Annotated in this window: 17 protein-coding genes; 10 read left to right on the top strand and 7 right to left on the bottom strand. The window is 73.5% G+C overall.

What is annotated here, in order from left to right; all coding sequences use genetic code 11:
- Nucleotides 1–177 precede the first annotated feature (177 nt).
- The 3 genes from E5N76_RS01550 to E5N76_RS01540 are packed head-to-tail and all read right to left on the bottom strand — an operon-like array spanning nt 178 to nt 3,703.
- The gene (locus E5N76_RS01550; protein WP_149535536.1) at nt 178–1,320 is read right to left on the bottom strand and encodes a glycosyltransferase; all 1,143 of its coding nucleotides are present in this window, start codon (nt 1,318–1,320) and stop codon (nt 178–180) included.
- Complete coding sequence (locus E5N76_RS29290; protein WP_187829907.1) at nt 1,317–2,246, bottom strand: hypothetical protein; 930 nt, start codon at nt 2,244–2,246, stop codon at nt 1,317–1,319. The genes E5N76_RS01550 and E5N76_RS29290 overlap by 4 nt, the downstream gene beginning before the upstream one ends.
- Nucleotides 2,243–3,703, bottom strand: coding sequence for a glycosyltransferase (locus E5N76_RS01540; protein WP_149535535.1), 1,461 nt, complete (start codon nt 3,701–3,703; stop codon nt 2,243–2,245). The genes E5N76_RS29290 and E5N76_RS01540 overlap by 4 nt, the downstream gene beginning before the upstream one ends.
- 151 nt (nt 3,704–3,854) lie before the next feature.
- Between E5N76_RS01540 and E5N76_RS01535 the strand changes: the two genes are divergently transcribed.
- The 5 genes from E5N76_RS01535 to E5N76_RS01515 all read left to right on the top strand — a co-directional run bounded on the left by E5N76_RS01535 (nt 3,855) and on the right by E5N76_RS01515 (nt 9,457).
- Complete coding sequence (locus E5N76_RS01535; RefSeq protein WP_149535534.1) at nt 3,855–5,129, top strand: hypothetical protein; 1,275 nt, start codon at nt 3,855–3,857, stop codon at nt 5,127–5,129.
- 121 nt (nt 5,130–5,250) lie between these two features.
- Nucleotides 5,251–6,531 (top strand): alpha-hydroxy acid oxidase, encoded by a 1,281-nt coding sequence (locus tag E5N76_RS01530; RefSeq protein WP_149535533.1) that lies wholly within the window; start codon nt 5,251–5,253, stop codon nt 6,529–6,531.
- A gap of 3 nt (nt 6,532–6,534) precedes the next feature.
- Complete coding sequence (locus E5N76_RS01525) at nt 6,535–7,296, top strand: SDR family NAD(P)-dependent oxidoreductase (protein WP_149535532.1); 762 nt, start codon at nt 6,535–6,537, stop codon at nt 7,294–7,296.
- A 354-nt stretch (nt 7,297–7,650) separates the two neighbouring features.
- Nucleotides 7,651–8,850 carry an MFS transporter gene (locus tag E5N76_RS01520; RefSeq protein ID WP_187829906.1) on the top strand — a complete coding sequence of 400 codons (1,200 nt, stop codon included), beginning with the start codon at nt 7,651–7,653 and terminating at the stop codon, nt 8,848–8,850.
- Between the two features lie 232 nt (nt 8,851–9,082).
- Nucleotides 9,083–9,457, top strand: a complete 375-nt coding sequence (locus tag E5N76_RS01515; RefSeq protein ID WP_149535530.1) for a hypothetical protein — start codon at nt 9,083–9,085, stop codon at nt 9,455–9,457.
- Nucleotides 9,458–9,581: 124 nt separating this feature from the next.
- Here E5N76_RS01515 and E5N76_RS01510 read toward each other — a convergent pair whose 3' ends face one another.
- The 3 genes from E5N76_RS01510 to E5N76_RS01500 all read right to left on the bottom strand — a co-directional run bounded on the left by E5N76_RS01510 (nt 9,582) and on the right by E5N76_RS01500 (nt 12,914).
- Nucleotides 9,582–10,382, bottom strand: coding sequence for an SDR family NAD(P)-dependent oxidoreductase (locus E5N76_RS01510; protein ID WP_149535529.1), 801 nt, complete (start codon nt 10,380–10,382; stop codon nt 9,582–9,584).
- 349 nt (nt 10,383–10,731) lie between these two features.
- Nucleotides 10,732–11,958, bottom strand: a complete 1,227-nt coding sequence (locus E5N76_RS01505; protein ID WP_149535528.1) for a CaiB/BaiF CoA transferase family protein — start codon at nt 11,956–11,958, stop codon at nt 10,732–10,734.
- The gene (locus tag E5N76_RS01500; RefSeq protein WP_149535527.1) at nt 11,955–12,914 is read right to left on the bottom strand and encodes a hydroxymethylglutaryl-CoA lyase; all 960 of its coding nucleotides are present in this window, start codon (nt 12,912–12,914) and stop codon (nt 11,955–11,957) included. Before E5N76_RS01500 ends, E5N76_RS01505 begins: the two co-directional genes overlap by 4 nt.
- Nucleotides 12,915–13,102: 188 nt before the next feature.
- Between E5N76_RS01500 and E5N76_RS01495 the strand changes: the two genes are divergently transcribed.
- The 4 genes from E5N76_RS01495 (at nt 13,103) to E5N76_RS01480 (ending at nt 16,141) form a co-directional block, all read left to right on the top strand.
- A complete protein-coding gene (locus E5N76_RS01495) occupies nt 13,103–13,909 on the top strand; it encodes an enoyl-CoA hydratase/isomerase family protein (RefSeq protein ID WP_149535526.1) in 807 nt (268 codons plus the stop codon).
- Nucleotides 13,910–13,916: 7 nt separating this feature from the next.
- A complete protein-coding gene (locus tag E5N76_RS01490) occupies nt 13,917–14,561 on the top strand; it encodes a CPBP family intramembrane glutamic endopeptidase (RefSeq protein WP_149535525.1) in 645 nt (214 codons plus the stop codon).
- A gap of 33 nt (nt 14,562–14,594) precedes the next feature.
- Complete coding sequence (locus tag E5N76_RS01485) at nt 14,595–15,689, top strand: NAD(P)/FAD-dependent oxidoreductase (protein WP_457852670.1); 1,095 nt, start codon at nt 14,595–14,597, stop codon at nt 15,687–15,689.
- A 158-nt stretch (nt 15,690–15,847) separates the two neighbouring features.
- On the top strand, nt 15,848–16,141 hold the full coding sequence (locus E5N76_RS01480) for a hypothetical protein (protein ID WP_149535523.1): 294 nt from the start codon (nt 15,848–15,850) through the stop codon (nt 16,139–16,141).
- Between the two features lie 183 nt (nt 16,142–16,324).
- On the opposite strand, the gene E5N76_RS29285 is transcribed toward E5N76_RS01480, so the two are convergent.
- On the bottom strand, nt 16,325–16,477 hold the full coding sequence (locus tag E5N76_RS29285; protein ID WP_187829905.1) for a hypothetical protein: 153 nt from the start codon (nt 16,475–16,477) through the stop codon (nt 16,325–16,327).
- Nucleotides 16,478–16,782: 305 nt separating this feature from the next.
- Here E5N76_RS29285 and E5N76_RS01475 point away from each other — a divergent pair, with 305 nt between their 5' ends.
- Nucleotides 16,783–17,517, top strand: coding sequence for a sugar transferase (locus E5N76_RS01475; protein ID WP_149535522.1), 735 nt, complete (start codon nt 16,783–16,785; stop codon nt 17,515–17,517).
- Nucleotides 17,518–17,555 lie beyond the last annotated feature (38 nt).

The following is a 17,555-nucleotide window of genomic DNA, read 5'->3' as shown; positions in this document are numbered from 1 at the left end:
CCGCACGGCTCTCGGCGATGGTAGCGTGCGGACGGTGTCGAAGGCACAATCCCTGCCTTCGCGCCGCGAGACGCGGCCCCCGTTGCCCTGGCGCGGCTTTGCCGCGGCAGGCTGTGCGAGGTGCCGCTCGCCCGGCGCCCCCGGGGCCCCACAGCGTCGCGGAGCGACGTCTGGGGGCTAGACCAGCTCCTGCAGCCGCGCCGCCAGCGCGTCCTGCGCCTCGGCAACCTCGGCGGCATAGCGCAGCGCCAGCAGGCGGGAGGCGCGGCGCAGCCCATGGCGGAATTCCAGGCTCGCCAGATACTCCCGCATTAGCCCGACCATCGCCGCCACATCCGGCGCGGCATGGCCGGGATGCTCGGCCGGCAGCCCGGCAAACGCATCCCGCGTGCCGAGCACCGGCCTGCCATGGGCCAGGGCCTCCACCGTCTTGATCTTCAGCCCGGTGCCGCCGGTCATCGGGTTCAGCACGCATTCCACCGCATCGTAGAACTCGGCCACATCCGCCACCTCCGGCAGCCGCGCCGGGTTGCTGGGCAGCAGCAATTCCGGCCGGCGCAGGATGCGCCCGGCGATCAGCCAGGGCAGCGGACGGCCGCCGAACCCCGCCTCCAGCGCCGCGACGGAGGCGGCATTCCAGGGATTGGCGCTGCCCAGATAGCCGAAGCGGTGGCGCGGCGCCGCCCTCTCCGGCACCGTCAGGAAGCGCAGCGGCGGCATATGGCCGACCACCGCCACCGGGCGGGCAGTGCGGGTGCGCAGCACCTCCGCCTCCTCCGCCTGGATGCCGAGCACCAGGTCGGCGCGGTCCAGCCCCCTGCCCTCCTCCGCCGCCGAGGTGAAGAACCAGGAGGGATCGATGCCCAGCGCCCGCGCCGCCAGATGCCGGTCGCCGAACAGGTCATGCGTGTCGAGGATGCGGAAGCAGCCCGGCACCGCCTCCAGCACCGCCGACATCCAGACGTAATTCACCAGCACCGCATCGTAGCGCCAGGCGCGCTGCAGCTCCGCCACCCGGCGCAGCAGCGCCGGCGCGCACCAATCGTCAAGGCCCCAGAGCCCGGGATGCGACATCCGCCCGGTCGGCACCGGCGGCTCCACATGCAATGCGTGCCAGAAGCCCGCCATCGCCGCGCGCTGCGGCGGCACCAGCCCCTCCGTCGCGTAGTACAGGAATTCGCAGACCACGCCGCGCTGCATCAGCGCCGCGCCCAGCGCCTGGATGCGGGCAGAATTGCCCTGATCCGCGGGGTGGGAGGGGATGGGCGAGACCACCAGCAGCCGCGGCGCCCGCCGCCCGGGCCCGGCCGCGCCGCTCACCACGCCACCTCCAGCCCCAGCAGCGCAGGCGCCGGGCCCGGCAGGGCGGCGAGGCCCAGCACCTCCGCCGGGCCGCCGGCCAGCCGGGTGGCGGCTTCCAGCCGCGTGGTGCCGGCAGGGCCCGGCAGGGGCGTCGCCGCCAGGCGCCGGCCGCCGAGGAAGAGCACCGGCGGCACCCCGCCGCGCAGCAGCACCACCAGCCGCGCCGGCCCTGCCGGCAGGCTGCCCAGCAGCAGCCGCAGCCGCTTCAGCCCGGTGAGCGGCAGGGCACCCCCCGCCAGCTCCACCGCCGCATCATGCCACAAGGCAGGGGCGGCGAGGGCCAGGCCCGGCCGCTGCGGCGCCTCCCGCAGCAAGGTCAGGCTGGCCAGCCGGGCGGAGATGCGCCGGCGGCCGGTGCGCCAGCCCGCGCCCTCCGCCGCCAGGGCGGCCGCCGCCTCGTGCAGCCGTTCCAGCACCTCCTCCAGCCGCTCCACCGGCACCACCAGGTCGTAATGCTCCACCGCCGCCGGGGTCCCGGCCAGCAGCATGATCCGCCCCCGGTCGCTGCCCACCCAGCCCGCCTGGCCGGCGGCGCGCAGCAGCGCCCAGGCGCCGCCGCGCCAGAGCGGCGCCAGCGAGAGCGGCGGCGCCCCCGGCAGGCAGACCAGCCATTCCCCGCCCCCGCCCCAGGCGGCCGGGGCCTGGGCCAACATCGCCGCATCCGCGGCGGCATCGAAGCCGAAGGGCGGGCGGCGGCGGGCAGCGTCGCGGAAGCCGGCGAGCAGGGCGCGCTCGGCCGGCGGCAAGGCCTCCTCCCCGGCCACGCCGCACACCGCCCCCGCCACCCAGGGGAACAGCCGCGCTTCCGGCAGGCCGAGATCCAGCAGGCGCGGCGGCGGATCCAGCCGGTGGAACAGCTCGGCGAGCAGCGGCGCGGCGCTCATCCCAGCTCCAGCAGCAGGCCGGGCGCCGCGCCCGCCTGCACCCGGAGCGCGCGCAGCCGCGCCTCCGGCGGCAGCAATTCGGAGAGCAGGCCGGGCAGTTCCAGGGTCAGCTCCGCCAGCGCGTCCAGCCGCGGCACGGCGAGCAGCAGCCGGCAGGGCCCGCGCTGCCGGCCCAGCGCCTCCGCCACCGCGCGGCGCTGCGGCAGCGGCCAGGCCGGCAGGACGACCAGCGGCGCCTCCGCCGGCCGCGGCGGCGGCCGCCGCACCTCGTGCTCGCGGCTGGCCTCGATCACCGCCTCATAGGCGCGGGCGATGCGCGGCAGGGCCAGCTCCGCCTCGGCATGGCGGCGGCCGGCGGCGCCGATCGCCCAGGCCTTCTCCGGCGCAGCGGCGATCGCCAGCAGCGCCTCCGCCAGCCGGGGCACCGCCTCGGCCAGCGGGATGTGCAGCACCGCGTCGCCCGGCAGCTCCGCATAGGCGCCGCTGTCGGAGACCATGCAGCAGGTGCCGGCGGCCAGCCCCCGGGCGATGGAGCCGGAACTCTCGCCATTCGAGGGAAAGCGGAGGTTCACCAGCACATCGGCGGCGGCGATGTGGTCGTTCAGCGCCGCTTCCGGCAGGTAGCCGGTGATGCGCGCCCGCGGCGCCACTTCCGGCGCGGCGGCGATGCGGCGGGACAGCGCGTATTCCTCCGGCCGCTCCGCCCCGGCATGGATCCAGCGCAGCGCCGCGCCGCGCCGCAGCGCCTCGTCCAGCGCCACGATCAGCCAGTCGAAGCGCTTCGCCGCCGTGGCGAAGCCGGCGGTCAGCACCACCACCTCCTCCGGCGCCAGGTGCAGCCGGGCGCGCGCCGCCGCGCGGTCCGGCATGGCGACGGGCGGCAGCAGGTGGGGCACCACGGCGACATGCGCGGTCGCCGCCTCGCCATGGAACAGCCGCAGCTTTTGCCGGGCGAATTGCGAATGCACGATGACGGCGCGCGAGGCGGCCAGCACCTCCCCCGCCAGATCGAAGAGCAGGTGGGTGGCGCGGGGCGCAAGGCCATGGTCGCGCCACTGCCGGCCGAAGCTGGCGGCGAGGCCCGGCAGCCCGCCCTGCGCCATGCCGGCGAGGATCGCCGCCTCCCCCTCCCCCGTCACCTCATGCAGGTGCAGCAGGCCGAGATCATGCAGGGTGACGACGCCCGGCAGGCGCCGCAGCGCCCGCAACACGAAGCCATGCCCGGCATTGTTGCCGAGCTGGTGCAGCACCCGGTCCCCGGGCCCGAGGCCGCGATGCGCCAGCGCCGCATCCGTCACCGCCACCTTCTCGGGCGCCTCGGCCAGCCAGTCCTCGCAGGCCGTGACGCAGTCGTAATGGCGGGCAAGGCCGGCGAGCAGGTGCCAGGCGTAATCCGCGATGCCGTTCCGCTCCGGCGGCAGGGGCGTGAAGCTGGTGAGGCGAGGCAGGCCGGCCATGCGTTGCGTTCACCCGGTCGCGGAAATGCGCTCCAGAGCACCTTCGGCCGGCCTGCCCGGCCGGCGCGAGGGCGCTCCGCTCCGCGCCTGTTGTGGTTGCGTTTTGGCCCCCTTGCAACCTTGTTCCGGCACGTGGTAGCCGCGAGCCTGCATGCACGGTACGCTTCCCTCCCACAAGCTGCTGGTGCTGGGCAGTGGCCCACGGGGCCTCAGCCTGCGCTGCCTGCAGCGCTGCGAGGGCGGCGAGGTCCGGCTGCTGCTGGCCGGGGTGGAGATCGGCGGCACGGCGCTGCCGCCGGTGCTGGAAGCGGATGCCGAGATCGACATCCCGGTGCATCGCCTGCCGCTGGTGCCGCTGCCGGCGGAGATCCGCATCGCCGCCTCGGCGGAGGGGCCGGAGCTGGCGGCGCCCTGGACGCTGGAGAGCAGCGCGGCGGCGGTGGCCATGCTCGGCGCGCCGCAGCCGGCCGTCGCCGATCTGCGGCTGGACCATGGCGTGCTGCGGGGCACCCTGATCGAACGCGCCAACGGGCTGCTCCACCCGGTGCTCTATGCCCGGGTGAATGGGGCCGTGGCGCGGGCGGTGGCGGCGGAGCCGCCCATGCCGCGGCCGGAAGGCGGCTGCGCCATCCGCTTCGGCCTCGCCCTGGCCCCCACCGACCTTACCGAGGCCGGGCTGCGCATCGACCTGCACCTGGTGGGGCGGGAGGAGCCGGTCGCGCATTACGCCTGGTCCCGTGCCGGGGCCGGGACGACCGAGGCCGAGCTGGCGCGGCTGGAAGCCCGGCTGGAGCGGCTGGAGCAGAGCCTCACCGCCGGGCATGCGGCGCTGGAAGCCTCGCTGCGCAGCCGTATCGGGCTGCAGCAGGAGCGGATCGACGCCTTCATCGAGGCGACGGCGACCCTGCTGCTGGACCGCCTCGCCGGGCCGGACGGCGCCGCGGGGGACCGGCGCGCCGCCCTCCTCGGCCTGATCGGCACGCTGGCGCCGGTGGTGACGGAAGCGGCGCCGACCGGGCGGCGCCAGGATGTCGGGCCGCACGCCGCGCAATTCGGCGCCGGCTGGCATGCGCCGGAGGATACCGAAAGCGGCAGCTTCCGCTGGATGGCCGAGGGCGGGGTGGTGATGAACCCCTTCCCCGAACGCCCGGTGACGGCGGTGCTGCTGCATATCCCGCATCTCTACCAGACGCCGGAGCCGCAGCTTGACATCTGGCTGGATACGCAGCCGGCACACTCCCTCGCCATGCCAGATGGCAGCCATGGCTATGTGCTGCGCGTCACCCCGGAGACGCCGCCCCGCGCCTTCAGCATGCTGCGGCTGGAAAGCCGCAGCAGCGGCAGCCCGGCGCGGGACGGGCTGAGCCAGGATGCGCGGGTGCTCTCCATCGCGGTGTCCCGCGTCACCTTCCTCTACGAGGAATAGGCCTCTACGAGGAATAGGCGCCGGCGGCCGGGGCGAAGGGTTGCCTCCCCGGGCCGCGCGTTGACCCGGCCGGGCTTTCGCCCGACCCTGGCGCGGCACAGCAGAGTCCGTGGAGGCAACCATGGCGCCCGAGGGCGATACGCGCGGCACCGCGCGCGACGAGGAATTGCACCAGCCGATCGGCGGCGTGGCGCCGCCGGCGGGCACGGTGCGCGCCGAGGCCCGGCCGGCGCGGGCCGTGCCGCGCCACCTCGCCGGTTTCCTCAGCCTCGAGGATTTCGAGCGCGCGGCGAAGCGGCATTTGCCGCGCATGCTCTACGGCTTCGTCTCCGGCGCCGTCGAGACCGATGCCTCGCTGCGCGCCAACCGCGCCGCCTTCCAGGACTGGGCCTTCCTGCCGCGCGTGCTGGTGGACGTACAGCCGCGGCACACCGAGGTGGAGCTGTTCGGCCGGCGCTATGCCGCGCCCTTCGGCATCGCGCCGATGGGCGCCTCGGCGCTCTCCGCCTATCGCGGCGACCTCGTCTTCGCCCGCACGGCGCATGCCGCAGGGATTCCAATGATCCTCTCCGCCTCCTCGCTGATCCGGCTGGAGGAGGTGCAGGAGGCGGGGCCAGGCGCCTGGTACCAGGCCTATCTGCCGGGCGAGCCGGGGCGGATCATTCCGCTGGTCGATCGCGTCGCCGCCGCCGGCTACGAGGTCTTCGTCCTGACGGTGGACGTACCGGTCTCCTCCAACCGGGAGAACAATGTCCGCAACGGCTATTCCCTGCCGCTCCGGCCCAATCCGCGGCTGTTCTGGGAAGGGGTCTCCCATCCGCGCTGGCTGCTCAACACCGCGCTCAGGACGCTCTGGCATCATGGCATGCCGCATTTCGAGAACATGGATGCGGATCGCGGCCCGCCGGTGCTCTCGCCGAACCTCATCCGCCAGGTGGGACGGCGGGACGGGCTCGCCTGGGAGCATCTGGCGCTGATCCGGCAGCGCTGGAAGGGCAGGCTGCTGGTCAAGGGCGTGCTCTCGGCGGCGGATGCGGCGCTGGCGCGGGAGCATGGGGTGGATGGCGTCATCGTCTCCAACCATGGCGGGCGGCAGCTCGACGGCGCCGTCGCGCCGCTCGAGGTACTGCCGGAGATCGTGGCGGAGGCGGGCGGTATGGCGGTGCTGCTGGATGGCGGCATAAGGCGCGGGACGGATGTGCTGAAGGCGCTGGCCTTGGGCGCCGATTTCGTCTTCCTCGGCCGGCCCTTCCTGTTCGCCACGGCGGTGGGGGGCGAGGCGGGGCTGCGCCACGCCATCACTTTGCTCTGGGAGGAGATCCACCGCGACATGGCGATGCTCGGCATCAATGCGCTGGACGAATTGGGCCCGGAATTCCTGCGCCGCGTGCGGGGGGGCTGAGCGATGGAGATGGCGGGCGCGGCGGCGCTGGTCACGGGGGGCGGCAGCGGCCTCGGCGCGGCGACGGCGGCGGCGCTGGCGGCGGCGGGGGCCAAGGTCTGCGTCTTCGACCTGAACGAAGCGGCGGCGCAGGCGGTGGCGGCGCGCATCGGCGGCGTGGCCGCGGCGGGCGACGTGGCCGATGCGGCGGCGGTGGCGGCGGCGCTGGATGCGGCCTGCGCGCTTGGCCCGCTGCGGCTGGCGGTGAGCTGCGCCGGCATCGCCCCGCCGGCGCGGGTGGTCGGGCGGCAGGGGCCGCATGATCTGGCGCTGTTCGAGAAGGTGCTGCGGGTCAACCTGACCGGCAGCTTCAACGTCATGCGCCTGGCCGCCGAACGGATGCAGGCGAATGAGGCGACGGCGCCGGACGGGGAGCGGGGCGTCATCGTCAACACCGCCTCCATCGCCGGCTATGAGGGGCAGGTGGGGCAATGCGCCTATGCCGCCAGCAAGGCGGGGGTCATCGGCCTGACGCTGCCGGCGGCGCGGGAGCTGGCGAAGACCGGGATCCGCGTGGTGACCATCGCGCCCGGGCTGATGGAGACGCCGATGCTGGCGGGCCTGCCGGAGCCGGCGCGGGAGGCGCTGGTGAAGCTGACGCTGTTCCCGCACCGGCTGGGGCTGGCCGAGGATTACGCCCGGCTGGTGCTGGCGATCTGCGGCAATCCGATGCTGAATGGCGAGACCATCCGGCTGGACGGCGCGCTGCGGCTGCCGCCGGCTTGATTTCCCCACGACATCGTCGCGCGGCGCCGTGGTGGGAGCCCCTTGAGCTTCCCCACGACACCGCTGCGCGGTGCCATGGGGACCCCTTGAGCTTTCCCCACGACATCGCCGCGTGGTGCCATGGGAACCCCTTGAGCTTTCCCCACGACACCGCTGCGCGGTGCCGCGGGGGCCTCGGGAGTCGCTCGGCTCCCCTGGCCTCGCACAGCCCCCCGCCGCGGCAAGGCCGTGGCGGGGCAACAGGCGGCGGTCGATCGGAATTGTGGGATTTTGGTTCATGGTTCCAGCCGCTTCGGCCTTGGGTGTTGTGGTGACGATGCCCGGCATTCCCGGCCGCTCCGCGGGCCGGGGCGCGTGAGCGGGGGGCGCGGCCCGGGCGCGTCGCCCCCGGCCAGCCTTGCCGCTGCGCTGATCGCCACCACCCTCGCCCAGGCGCTCGCCACCTTCTCGGTGTTCCTGCTGCCGGTGCTGGCACCGATCATGGCGCGGGAGATCGGCGCGGAGCCGCATTGGCTCGGCTGGCAGGTGGCCCTGGTCTATCTGGTGGCGAGCAGCGTCTCGCTCTACTCGGCCGGGGTGCTACGGCGCTTCGGCTCGGCGCGCTGCACGCAGTTGGCGCTGGCGGCCTCCGGCCTCGCCTGCCTGGCGGTGCCGCTGCTGGGGCTGGCGGGGGCGGTGCTGGGCTCGCTGCTGATCGGCTTCGGCTACGGGCTGACCAACCCGGCGGCGACGGAGGTACTGGCCCGGCTCTCGCCCCCCAACCGGCGCAACATGGTCTTCGCGGTGAAGCAGACCGGGGTGCCGCTGGGCGGGGCGCTGGCCGGGGCGCTGCTGCCCTCCCTGGCGCAGGGCTTCGGCTGGCGGCAGGTGATGCTGGCCCTGGCGGCGCTGCTGCTGACGGCGGCGCTGGGCTTCGGCTGGTTCCGCCGCCCCTGGGCCTTCGAGCAGGCGGCGGGGGCAACGGCCCGGGGCGGGGGCGGCTTCGCGGTGCTGCGGCAGCAGAAGGGGCTGGGCGGGCTGGCGGTGATCTCCGGCTGCTATTCCGGCTTCCAGCTCGCCCTGGGCGCCTACACTGTGGCCATGCTGGTGGAGGAATTCGGCTGGAGCCCGGTGGCGGCCGGGCTGGTCGCCTCCATCACCCAGGCGCTGGGCACGGTGGGCCGGGTCTTCTGGGGCTGGGTGGCGGATCGCTGGCGCGGCGGCATGGCGGTGCTGGCGCTGATCGGGGTGCTGACGCTCTGCGGCGCGCTGCCCCTGCCGCTGGCCACCGCCTGGCCCGGGGCGGCGGTGGTGGCGCTGTTCCTGCTGCTGGGCGGGACCGCGGCGGCCTGGAACGGCGTGGCGATGGCGGAGGCGGCGCGGCTGGCTGCCCCGGGCCGGGCGGGCGAGGCGACGGGGGCGGTGCTGGCGGTGGCCTTCGCCGGCGTGGTGGTGGGGCCGTCCCTGATCGGCGCGCTGGTCAGCGCCGTCGGGTCCTATGCGCTGTCCTTCGGCCTGCTGGCCCTGCTGCCGGCGGCGGGGATGCTGGTGGCCTGGCGGCTGGCGCGGCGGTGAGGGCGGCGCAGGCCGGGCAGCGCTGCCGAAGGAGGGGTGTGCTCAGGTAGCCGACGCTGCCGAGGGGGGACGCGGTTCAGGCGGCCGGGCGGGCACGCCTTCAGGCCGGCCGCAGCAGGGCTCCGCAACGTGATCCCGCGCACATCCGGCGCCGGCGGCCCCGGCGCAGGCTGCGGCCCGGGCCGGCCTGCCGCACGGCAGGCCCGGCGCCGCAAGCAATCGGGAGCGAAGCATGTCCTTCAGCAAATTCATCCGGCCGGCGCTGCTGGCCTGCGGCCTCGGCCTGTTCTTCGCCACGCCGGCCCTGGCCGTCGACGGCCGCACGGCGGTCGGCATGTGCATCGACAGCACGGCGAACGGCTCCCGCTGCGCCTGGTCGGTCAACGACAAGGGCGAGATCGACATCTGCAACAAGAGCGGCTGCGTCTATTGCCCCTCCGCCACCGAGCAATGCTCCGTGGCGCGGCGTCGGCCGCGGCCGACGCGGCCCATGCCGGTAGGGTCGGAGGTGCGGACGCCGCTCGGCGAGTTCACCGTGGGGCCGCGGGCCTTCGAGGGCGATCTGCTGCGGGCGCCGGCGCGGCCGGGGGCAGTCGTGACGCGGTAGGGGGTGGCAGCAGGCGCCGCGGCCGGGGCGGGCACCCCACCCAATCCTCCTCCGCGGAGCGGGGAGGGAGCGGGGCGGCCGGCCGCGGCAGGAGCCATCCCGCCATCCCTGGCCGCTGGCGAGGTCAGCCGCAGCGGACGCTCATCCCGCCATCCACCACCAGCTCCGTGCCGGTGACGAAGCGGGCCTCGTCCGAGGCGAGGAAGAGGATGGCCCGCGCCGTGTCCCGCCCGTCGCCGGCGAAGCCCAGCGGGATGCGGGCCAGGCGCTGGGCCAGCAGCTTCTCCACATCGCCGCCGGCGCGCTGGCGGGCGAGGCGGACTTCCACCATCGGCGTGTGCATCTGGCCGGGAATCACCGTGTTCACCCGGATCCCCTTCGCCGCGTACTGCACGGCGACGACGCGGGAGAGCTGGATGACGCCGGCCTTCGAGGCCGCATAGGCCACCTGCGCCGCCCCGGTCCAGCGGATGCCGGAGGTGGAGGCGAGGTTGACGATCGCCCCGCCGCCCTGCGCTTCCATGATCGGGATGACGTGCTTGCAGAAGAGGAAGACGCTCTTCAGGTTGGTGTCGATCTGGCTGTCCCAGACCTCTTCCGCCATTTCCACCGGACCGCCGGCCGCCGAGCCGCCGACATTGTTCACCAGGATGTCGATGCGACCGAAGCGGTCCTTGCAGGCGGCGACAGCCTCGGCGACGGCGGCGCTGTCGGTCGCGTCGCAGGGCATGGGGACGAAGGTGCCGCCGAGGGCGGCGATGCGCTCGGCGGTTTCCGCCATGGAGTCCGGGTTGCGGTCCAGGCCGAAGACCTGGGCGCCTTCCTCGGCGAAAAGCACGGAGGTGGCGCGGCCATTGCCCCAGCCGGGGCCGACCGAGCCGGCGCCGCTGACGAGGGCGATCTTGCCTTGAAGCCTGCCGGGCATGCGTGTGGTCCTTCCCATCCTCGTTGCAGCGACAAGGACGCCGTCGCGTCCGGGCGCGCCCTCTGCGCGCTCGATGTCGTGCCGGAGGCGCGCCTCCGGCACGACCGAGCGCACCCCAAGCCCCAGCCACGGTCCCGTTTCCGCGTCAAGGGCGTGCCGAAGGCGCACCGCGCTTCGCGCGGCGAAACCCTTGACGTGGAACGGGACCGTCGCCCTCGCGAATAGTCGCCTTCGACGCAGTCGAAGGCGCTGGATAGCGCCTCGACTTTCGTCCTCCTCCTGTGCCTGGAGCGCGAGCGTTCCGCTCACGCACTCCGCCTCGGCCGTACGGCCCGCGCGATCTACGCCCTCATGCGGCGACGATGACGCGCTTCGCCTCCAGCGCCGCAATCTCCGCTGCGGTGAAGCCGCCCTCGGCCAGCACTTCCGCATTGTGCTCGCCCATGCGCGGTGGCTGGCGGCGCAGGGTGACGCGGGCGCGGTCCTCGCCGAATTCCAGCGGCAGCGCCGGCAGGCCGAACAGCGCGCCGCCGCCCAGCGCGGAGATGGCGGTCTGCAGCAGCCCGCCCCCGGCGGCGAGATGCGGGTCCTCGAACAGATCCACCGGCTTGCCGACCGGCGCCCAGGAAATGCCGGCGGCCTCGCAGCGCCGCGCCACCTCCGCCTGGTCGAAGCGCAGGAACACCTCCTGCAGCGCCGGGATCAGCCAGGAACGGGCACCGGCGCGCTGGGCGTTGGTGGCGATGCGCGGGTCGGCGGCCATCTCCGTCAGGCCGAACGCCTCGGTGAAGCGGACCCATTGCTGGTCGGAGGTGACGCCGATGAAGAGCTGATGGCTCTCCCCCTCGGCCCCCGCCGTGTCGAACACGTCGTAGATGCCCCAGGCGCCACGGCGGGCCGGCATGGGCGGCGGTGGCTCGCCCGTGGCGGCGGCGCCGGCCATGTGGCTGCCGACCAGGAAGACGGCGCTTTCGAAGAGCGAGGAGCAGACGCGCTGCCCTTCTCCTCCCCCTGGCCCCGTCGCATCCCGCTGCCGCAGCGCGGAGAGCACGGCGACCACGCCGAAGACGGCGCCGAGGATGTCGATGATGGAGGCGCCGGCGCGCAGGGGGCGGCCGGGCGGGCCGGTCATGTAGGCGAGGCCGGCCTGGAACTGCACCACCTCGTCCAGCGCCGGGCGATGCTCGTAGGGGCCGGCGAGGAAGCCCTTCAGCGCCAGGTAGACCAGCCGCGGATTGACCGCGCGAAGCTGCTCCCAGCCGCAGCCGAGCCGTTCCATGGTGCCGGGGCCGTAATTCTCCAGCAGCACGTCGGCCTCGGCCACCAGCCGGTGGCAGGCGGCGCGGCCCTCCGGCTGCTTCAAATCCAGCGCCAGGGAGCGCTTGTTGCGGTTGAAGGTGGCGAAGAAGCCGGCGGCGAAGCCCGGGAGGCGGCGGGTGTGGTCGCCGGTGGGGGCAGGCTCGATCTTCACCACATCGGCGCCGAGATCGGCCAGCACCAGCCCCGCGCAGGGGCCCATGATGGTGTGGCTGAACTCCAGCACCTTGACCCCCTGGAGGGGCAGCGGAGCGCTCATGCCGCCTTCCGGCGGAAGGCGTCGAGGCTGCCGGCGCGCAGCAGCTCGCTCGGCAGGGCGTGGCCGACGATGCGCTCCGCCATGCGGCCGACCTCGATCAGCGCGTCGAGGTCGATGCCGGTGTCGATGCCCATCTCCTCGCAGAGCAGCGCCAGCTCCTCCGTCGCGATGTTGCCGGCGGCGCCCTTCTGGCCGGCGAAGGGGCAGCCGCCGAGGCCGCCCGCGGTGCTGTCGAATTTCGTGACGCCGAGGCGGAGGCCGGCATGGGCGTTGGCCACCGCCAGCCCGCGCGTGTCATGCAGATGCAGGCCGATGCGGAGATCGGGCCAGCGCTCCCGCACGGCGGACACGCCGCGCTCGATGCGGATGGGGGTGGCCCAGCCCATGGTGTCGGCGAGTGAGATATCGGTGATGGTCTCGCCCGCCTCGGCGGCGATGGCGAGGCCGTCGGCGACGGTCTGCACCACCAGCTCCGGCGAGATGTCGCCCTGGTAGTTGCAGCCGAAGGCGGCCATGATTCCGACCCGCGTCACCTTGATGCCGTGCTTCTGGTGGACCGCGGTCTGCTTCCGCATCGCCGCCAGGTTCTCGGCATGCGGCCGGTTCAGGTTCTTGATGGAGAAGGCGTTGGAGGCGGCCAGCGAAATGGAGCCGCCGAGGGTGAGCCGGTCGGCGAAACCCAGCGCCCGGTTCAGCCCGTTCTCGTTGAACCAGAGGGCGGTGTACTCGACGCCCGGCTTCGGGCGGAAGCCGCCGGCGACCGCTTCCGCATCGGCCCAGCCGGGGACCAGTCGGGGGTTCACGAAGGAACAGATCTGGATGTGGCGCAGCCCGGTTTCGGCCAGGGCCTCGATCAGGGCGATCTTGTCCGCGGTCGGGATCGGCCCGGGCTCGATCTGGAAGCCCTCGCGCGGGCCTTCCTCATGGATGTCGACGCGGTTCGGCAGGTCGGCCATGGGCCCCTCCCCTTCTCTTGCAGGCGGGGCATGTTGCGCCCGGCGGGCGGCATGCGCCAGGGGATGGCAGTGTGGATGACGGCGGGATGGCCATCCGGCGGCGCCCCCCGAGGCGCCCCGGCTGCGCCAGGGAGTTGCCGAAGCCGCCCCGGGGCGGCACAAGCAGGGGAAGATCCGGAGGACCCGTCATGAGCGCCGCCCTGAAGCCCCGCGACGAAGGCAGCCTGCCTAGCCTGACCCTTTCGGGCAGCCGCGCCACCCTGCAGCTGAACCGGCCGGAAGTGATGAACCGCATCCAGCCGGAGGACATCGTCGAAATCCTCCGCCTGCTGGGAGAGGTAGAGGCAAACCCGGAAATCCGGGCGCTGGTCATCGCCTCCACCGGGAAGTCCTTCTCTGCCGGCGCCCATCTCGGCTCCATGGCGCAGCAGGCGGCGGCCGGCGGCATCAGGGACACCCCGGGCGCCACCTTCGAGGACATGATCAACCGGCTGGAAATGCTGCGGATTCCGACCATCGCCCGGCTGCATGGCGGGGTCTATGGCGGCAGCACGGATCTGGCGCTGGCCTGCGATTTCCGCGTCGGCGTCACCCCGCGCACGGTGATGTTCATGCCCGCCGCGCGGATCGGGGTGCATTATTACGAGAGCGGGCTCAGGCGCTACGTCTCCCGCCTCGGCTTCAACAACGCCAAGCGGCTGTTCATGCTGGCGGAGGAGCAGAGCAGCGAGGAGCTGCTGCGCATCGGCTACCTGACCGATCTGGTGGCGCCGGAGGCGCTGGACGCCCGCATCGACGCCATCGCCGATCGGCTGGGCGAGCTGGCGCCGCTGGCGGTGCAGGGCGCCAAGCGCGCCATCAACGAGATCGGCCACCAGGCGCTGGACGTGCCGGCGCTGAAGGAACGGATCGCCCAGGCCAAGGCCAGCGAGGACATCAAGGAGGGGCTGCGCGCCTTCCAGGAGAAGCGGAAGCCGGTCTTCCGCGGGCATTGACGCCGCCATGCCGCTCTCGGCCGCGACCGTGACGGGGCTGGGCGCGGCGCTGCTCGGCCCGCCGGCGATCGCTGCCCTGGGGCGGGCCGGACCGCCGGGGCTGGGGCCGGCGCTGCTCGGCCAGGCGGCGCTTCTCCTGCTGGCGCTGTTCCTCCTCCTCCTGGTCCTGGTCTGGGAAGGGCGGGGGCTCGACTCCCTCGGCTTCGGCGCGCCCTTCCTGACGCATTCCCTGCCCCTCGGCCTCGGCCTCGCCGCCCTCTTCATCCTGGTGGTCGGCCCGCTGCTGCTGCGCCTGCCGGCCTGGCTCGGGTTTGGCGGCTTCGAGGCCGGGATCGCCCGGCTGCACCGCTACCCGCGCTGGTATCTCGCCCTCGCCGCCTGCCTCGGCGGGGCGGTGGAGGAGTTGCTCTATCGCGGCTTCGCCTATACGCGGCTGGCCGAGGCGCTGCCGGCCTGGCTCGCCGGCCTGGCGGTGGTCGCGGCGTTCGCGCTGGCGCATCTGCCGCTCTGGGGCACCGGGCCGGCGCTGGCGACGGCGCTTTCGGGCGCGCTGCTGACCGCCGCCTTCGCCTGGTCGGGCGATCTGCCGGCCCTCATGCTGGCGCATGTGACAACCGACCTGGCCGGGCTGCTCGGCCGCCGCCGCGCCTGAGCGGCGCAGTTCAGGGAGACGACATTGGAAGAGGTGGATTGCGTTGTCGCCGGCGCCGGCGTGGTGGGTCTGGCCGTCGCCCGTGCCCTGGCCCTGCGCGGCCGCGAGGTGCTGGTCCTCGATGCCGCCGAGGGCATCGGCACCGAGACCTCCTCGCGCAATTCCGAAGTGATCCACGCCGGCATCTACTACCCCGCCGGCAGCCGCATGGCCCGGCACTGTGTGGCTGGCAAGCGGATGCTCTACGCCTATTGCGCGGAGCGCGGCCTGCCGCACGCCAATTGCGGCAAGCTGATCGTCGCGACCGATGAGGAGGAGGCCGGCAAGCTGGTCTCCATCCAGGCCCGCGCCGCGGCGAATGGCGTGCCGGACCTGGCGCTGCTCTCGCGCACGGAAGCGCTGGCGCTGGAGCCCGCCTTGCACTGCACCGCCGCCCTGCTCTCCCCCAGCACCGGCATCATCGACAGCCACGCCTACATGCTGTCCCTGCAGGGCGATGCGGAGAATGCCGGCGCCACCTTCGTCTTCCACGCGCCGGTGACGGCGGGGCGGGCGAGCGATTCGGGCATCGAGATCCAGGTGGGCGGGGAGGAACCCCTGGCGCTGCGCTGCCGGATCTTCGTGAACTCCGCCGGGCTGCATGCGCCGCGGCTGGCGCGGGCGATCGCCGGCATGCCGCGCCAACTGATCCCGGAGGCCTATTTCGCCAAGGGGAATTACTTCACCCTGACGGGGAAGAACCCCTTCTCCCGCCTCATCTACCCGGTGCCGGTGCCGGGCGGCCTCGGCACCCATCTGACCATCGACCTGGGCGGCCAGGCGCGGTTCGGCCCCGATGTGGAATGGGTGGAGACGCTGGATTACGAGGTGGATCACCGCCGCGGCGAAAGCTTCTACGCCGCCATCCGCCGCTACTGGCCCGGGCTGCAGGACGGCGCGCTGGCGCCCGGCTATTCGGGCATAAGGCCGAAGATCGTCCCGCCCGGCGCGCCGGGGCAGGATTTCACCCCGAGCGGGCCGCGGGACCATGGCATTCCCGGCCTGCTGCACCTGTTCGGCATCGAGAGCCCGGGGCTGACCGCCTCCCTCTCCCTCGCCGAGGAAGCGGTGGAGCTGCTGGCGGCATAGCGCCGCCTGCAATCGGCACGCGTAATTTACGTGGAATTCACTCACTTACGCGAAAGCTCTCATCCTCATGATCGCCATGCTCGGCCTGTCACGGAATCATGGTGGATGACCGGCGGCCCACGGCGGCATTGGGCCGCCACGTCTGATGGGGGCTTGGCGTGCAGGACATTGAGTGGCTGACCTATCTTCTGGAAGGCACCGATGCACGGCCGGATCTGCCGGCGCCGCGGGTGGGGGACACGGTGGAGTTCCGCATCACCCATGGCGGGCGGGAAATCGAGGCATGGCGCCCGGGCGGGGCGCGGCTGGGCCGGCTGCCGCCGGCGGAAACCGCCCTGCTCTCCGACCTGCTGACGGAGGACCCGGCCTGGCGCCAGGGCCGTATCACCGCGCTGGTGCCGCGGCCGCGCCAGGGCGGCGCGCGCATCCATGTGCGGATCGGGGCGCACTGACGCGGGCCGGAAGCGGCGCCGATCGGCGAAGAGGGCAGCAGGCGGGGTCGGGCGGCGCTTTCCGTGCCTCTCGCCAAGGTGGCGGCGGCCGGCGCGGCCCGCAGCCCGGGGTCATGGCGCCGGCGCGGCCCCTACCCTCACGCCCTTGTCAGGCGCGCCGCCCAAGGGGCCAGGGGGCCGGGGCTAGATTACGCGCAGCAGTAGGGCGACCAGCAGCCAAAATCCCGCGGAAAGCAGTACGGCCAGCACCAGGCCACGCGCCGGGCGCAGCGCGTCCCCCTGCGCTTCCAGCAGCAATATGAAGGGCTTGCGCGTCAGCGACCGGAAATAGCCCATGCCCTCCCCCGCTAGTTGTCACCAAGAAAGAGCTTTCGCGTAATAGGTGCATACTGGCACGCCCCCGCACGCAGCGCAGCAAAAAATCCCGCCTCACCCCGCCGCGCTTTGCCGCACCGCCACAATCCGGCCGCAGACCCGTCGCATTCCGGCGCGGGTATTGGGGGAGAAAGAGCCTGCCCGAATGCCGGGCGAGGTGACGACGGCGAGGCCCTCCCGGGCCGCAAGCCAAGGCCGCAAGGACACCAGGCCGGTCGCCACCCCGCACTCCGGGCAGGCGAGCAAGGAAGGAAGGTAACGCATCCATGTGGGGCGTCGACGCGATTGAGACCATGGGCCGTGGCCTCTCCCCGGCCTTGGCCAAACAGGCCACCCGCCAGGCGATCGCCAGCTATGGCGCGCGGCGCGGCCTTTCCCGCTGGCAGGCGGTGCAGCCTGCCGTGAAGCGGGGCCTGGATATCGCCGGTGCCACGGCGCTGCTGCTGGCGGCCCTGCCGCTGTTTGGCCTGATCGCCCTGGCGGTGCGGGCGGATGGCGGGCCGGCCTTCTACGCGCATGAGCGGATCGGCCGTGGCGGAAGGCGCTTCGGCTGCCTGAAATTCCGCTCCATGGTGGTGGATTCGGCCGAGCGCCTGGCGCGGCTGCTGGACTCCGACCCGGCGGCCCGGGCCGAGTGGGAGGCGACGCGGAAGCTGAAGCGCGATCCGCGCGTCACCTGGATCGGCCGGCTGCTGCGGGCCAGCAGCCTGGATGAGCTGCCGCAGCTCATCAACGTGCTGCGCGGCGAGATGAGCCTGGTGGGCCCCCGCCCGGTGATCCAGGCGGAGCTGAATGCCCATTACGGCGCCGCCGCCGAGCATTACCTCTCGGTCCGCCCGGGCATTACCGGCCTGTGGCAGATCAGCGGCCGCAACGACACCACCTATGCGGAGCGGGTGGCCCTCGATGTGCGCTACGCGGTCAACCCGTCCCTGCTGGCGGATGTGAAGATCCTGCTGCGCACCCCGATGGCGGTCATCGCCCGCCGCGGCGCCTACTAGGCTACTCCCCACGAAGCTGCTGCGCGGCGCCGCGGGGG

This window comes from Siccirubricoccus phaeus (assembly GCF_008360935.1).
Lineage (GTDB): Bacteria > Pseudomonadota > Alphaproteobacteria > Acetobacterales > Acetobacteraceae > Siccirubricoccus > Siccirubricoccus phaeus.
The sequence above is the reverse complement of the archived record's forward strand: the minus strand, read 5'-3'. Positions and strand labels throughout refer to the sequence as shown.

Coding starts and splice junctions, on each gene's coding strand:
- E5N76_RS01530 (WP_149535533.1), top strand. CDS start 5,251: ATGGCGCCCGAGGGCGATACGCGCGGCACCGCGCGCGACGAGGAATTG.
- E5N76_RS01490 (WP_149535525.1), top strand. CDS start 13,917: ATGCCGCTCTCGGCCGCGACCGTGACGGGGCTGGGCGCGGCGCTGCTC.
- E5N76_RS01515 (WP_149535530.1), top strand. CDS start 9,083: ATGTCCTTCAGCAAATTCATCCGGCCGGCGCTGCTGGCCTGCGGCCTC.
- E5N76_RS01495 (WP_149535526.1), top strand. CDS start 13,103: ATGAGCGCCGCCCTGAAGCCCCGCGACGAAGGCAGCCTGCCTAGCCTG.
- E5N76_RS01510 (WP_149535529.1), bottom strand. CDS start 10,382: ATGCCCGGCAGGCTTCAAGGCAAGATCGCCCTCGTCAGCGGCGCCGGC.
- E5N76_RS29285 (WP_187829905.1), bottom strand. CDS start 16,477: ATGGGCTATTTCCGGTCGCTGACGCGCAAGCCCTTCATATTGCTGCTG.
- E5N76_RS01500 (WP_149535527.1), bottom strand. CDS start 12,914: ATGGCCGACCTGCCGAACCGCGTCGACATCCATGAGGAAGGCCCGCGC.
- E5N76_RS01475 (WP_149535522.1), top strand. CDS start 16,783: ATGTGGGGCGTCGACGCGATTGAGACCATGGGCCGTGGCCTCTCCCCG.
- E5N76_RS29290 (WP_187829907.1), bottom strand. CDS start 2,246: ATGAGCGCCGCGCCGCTGCTCGCCGAGCTGTTCCACCGGCTGGATCCG.
- E5N76_RS01525 (WP_149535532.1), top strand. CDS start 6,535: ATGGAGATGGCGGGCGCGGCGGCGCTGGTCACGGGGGGCGGCAGCGGC.
- E5N76_RS01540 (WP_149535535.1), bottom strand. CDS start 3,703: ATGGCCGGCCTGCCTCGCCTCACCAGCTTCACGCCCCTGCCGCCGGAG.
- E5N76_RS01505 (WP_149535528.1), bottom strand. CDS start 11,958: ATGAGCGCTCCGCTGCCCCTCCAGGGGGTCAAGGTGCTGGAGTTCAGC.
- E5N76_RS01535 (WP_149535534.1), top strand. CDS start 3,855: ATGCACGGTACGCTTCCCTCCCACAAGCTGCTGGTGCTGGGCAGTGGC.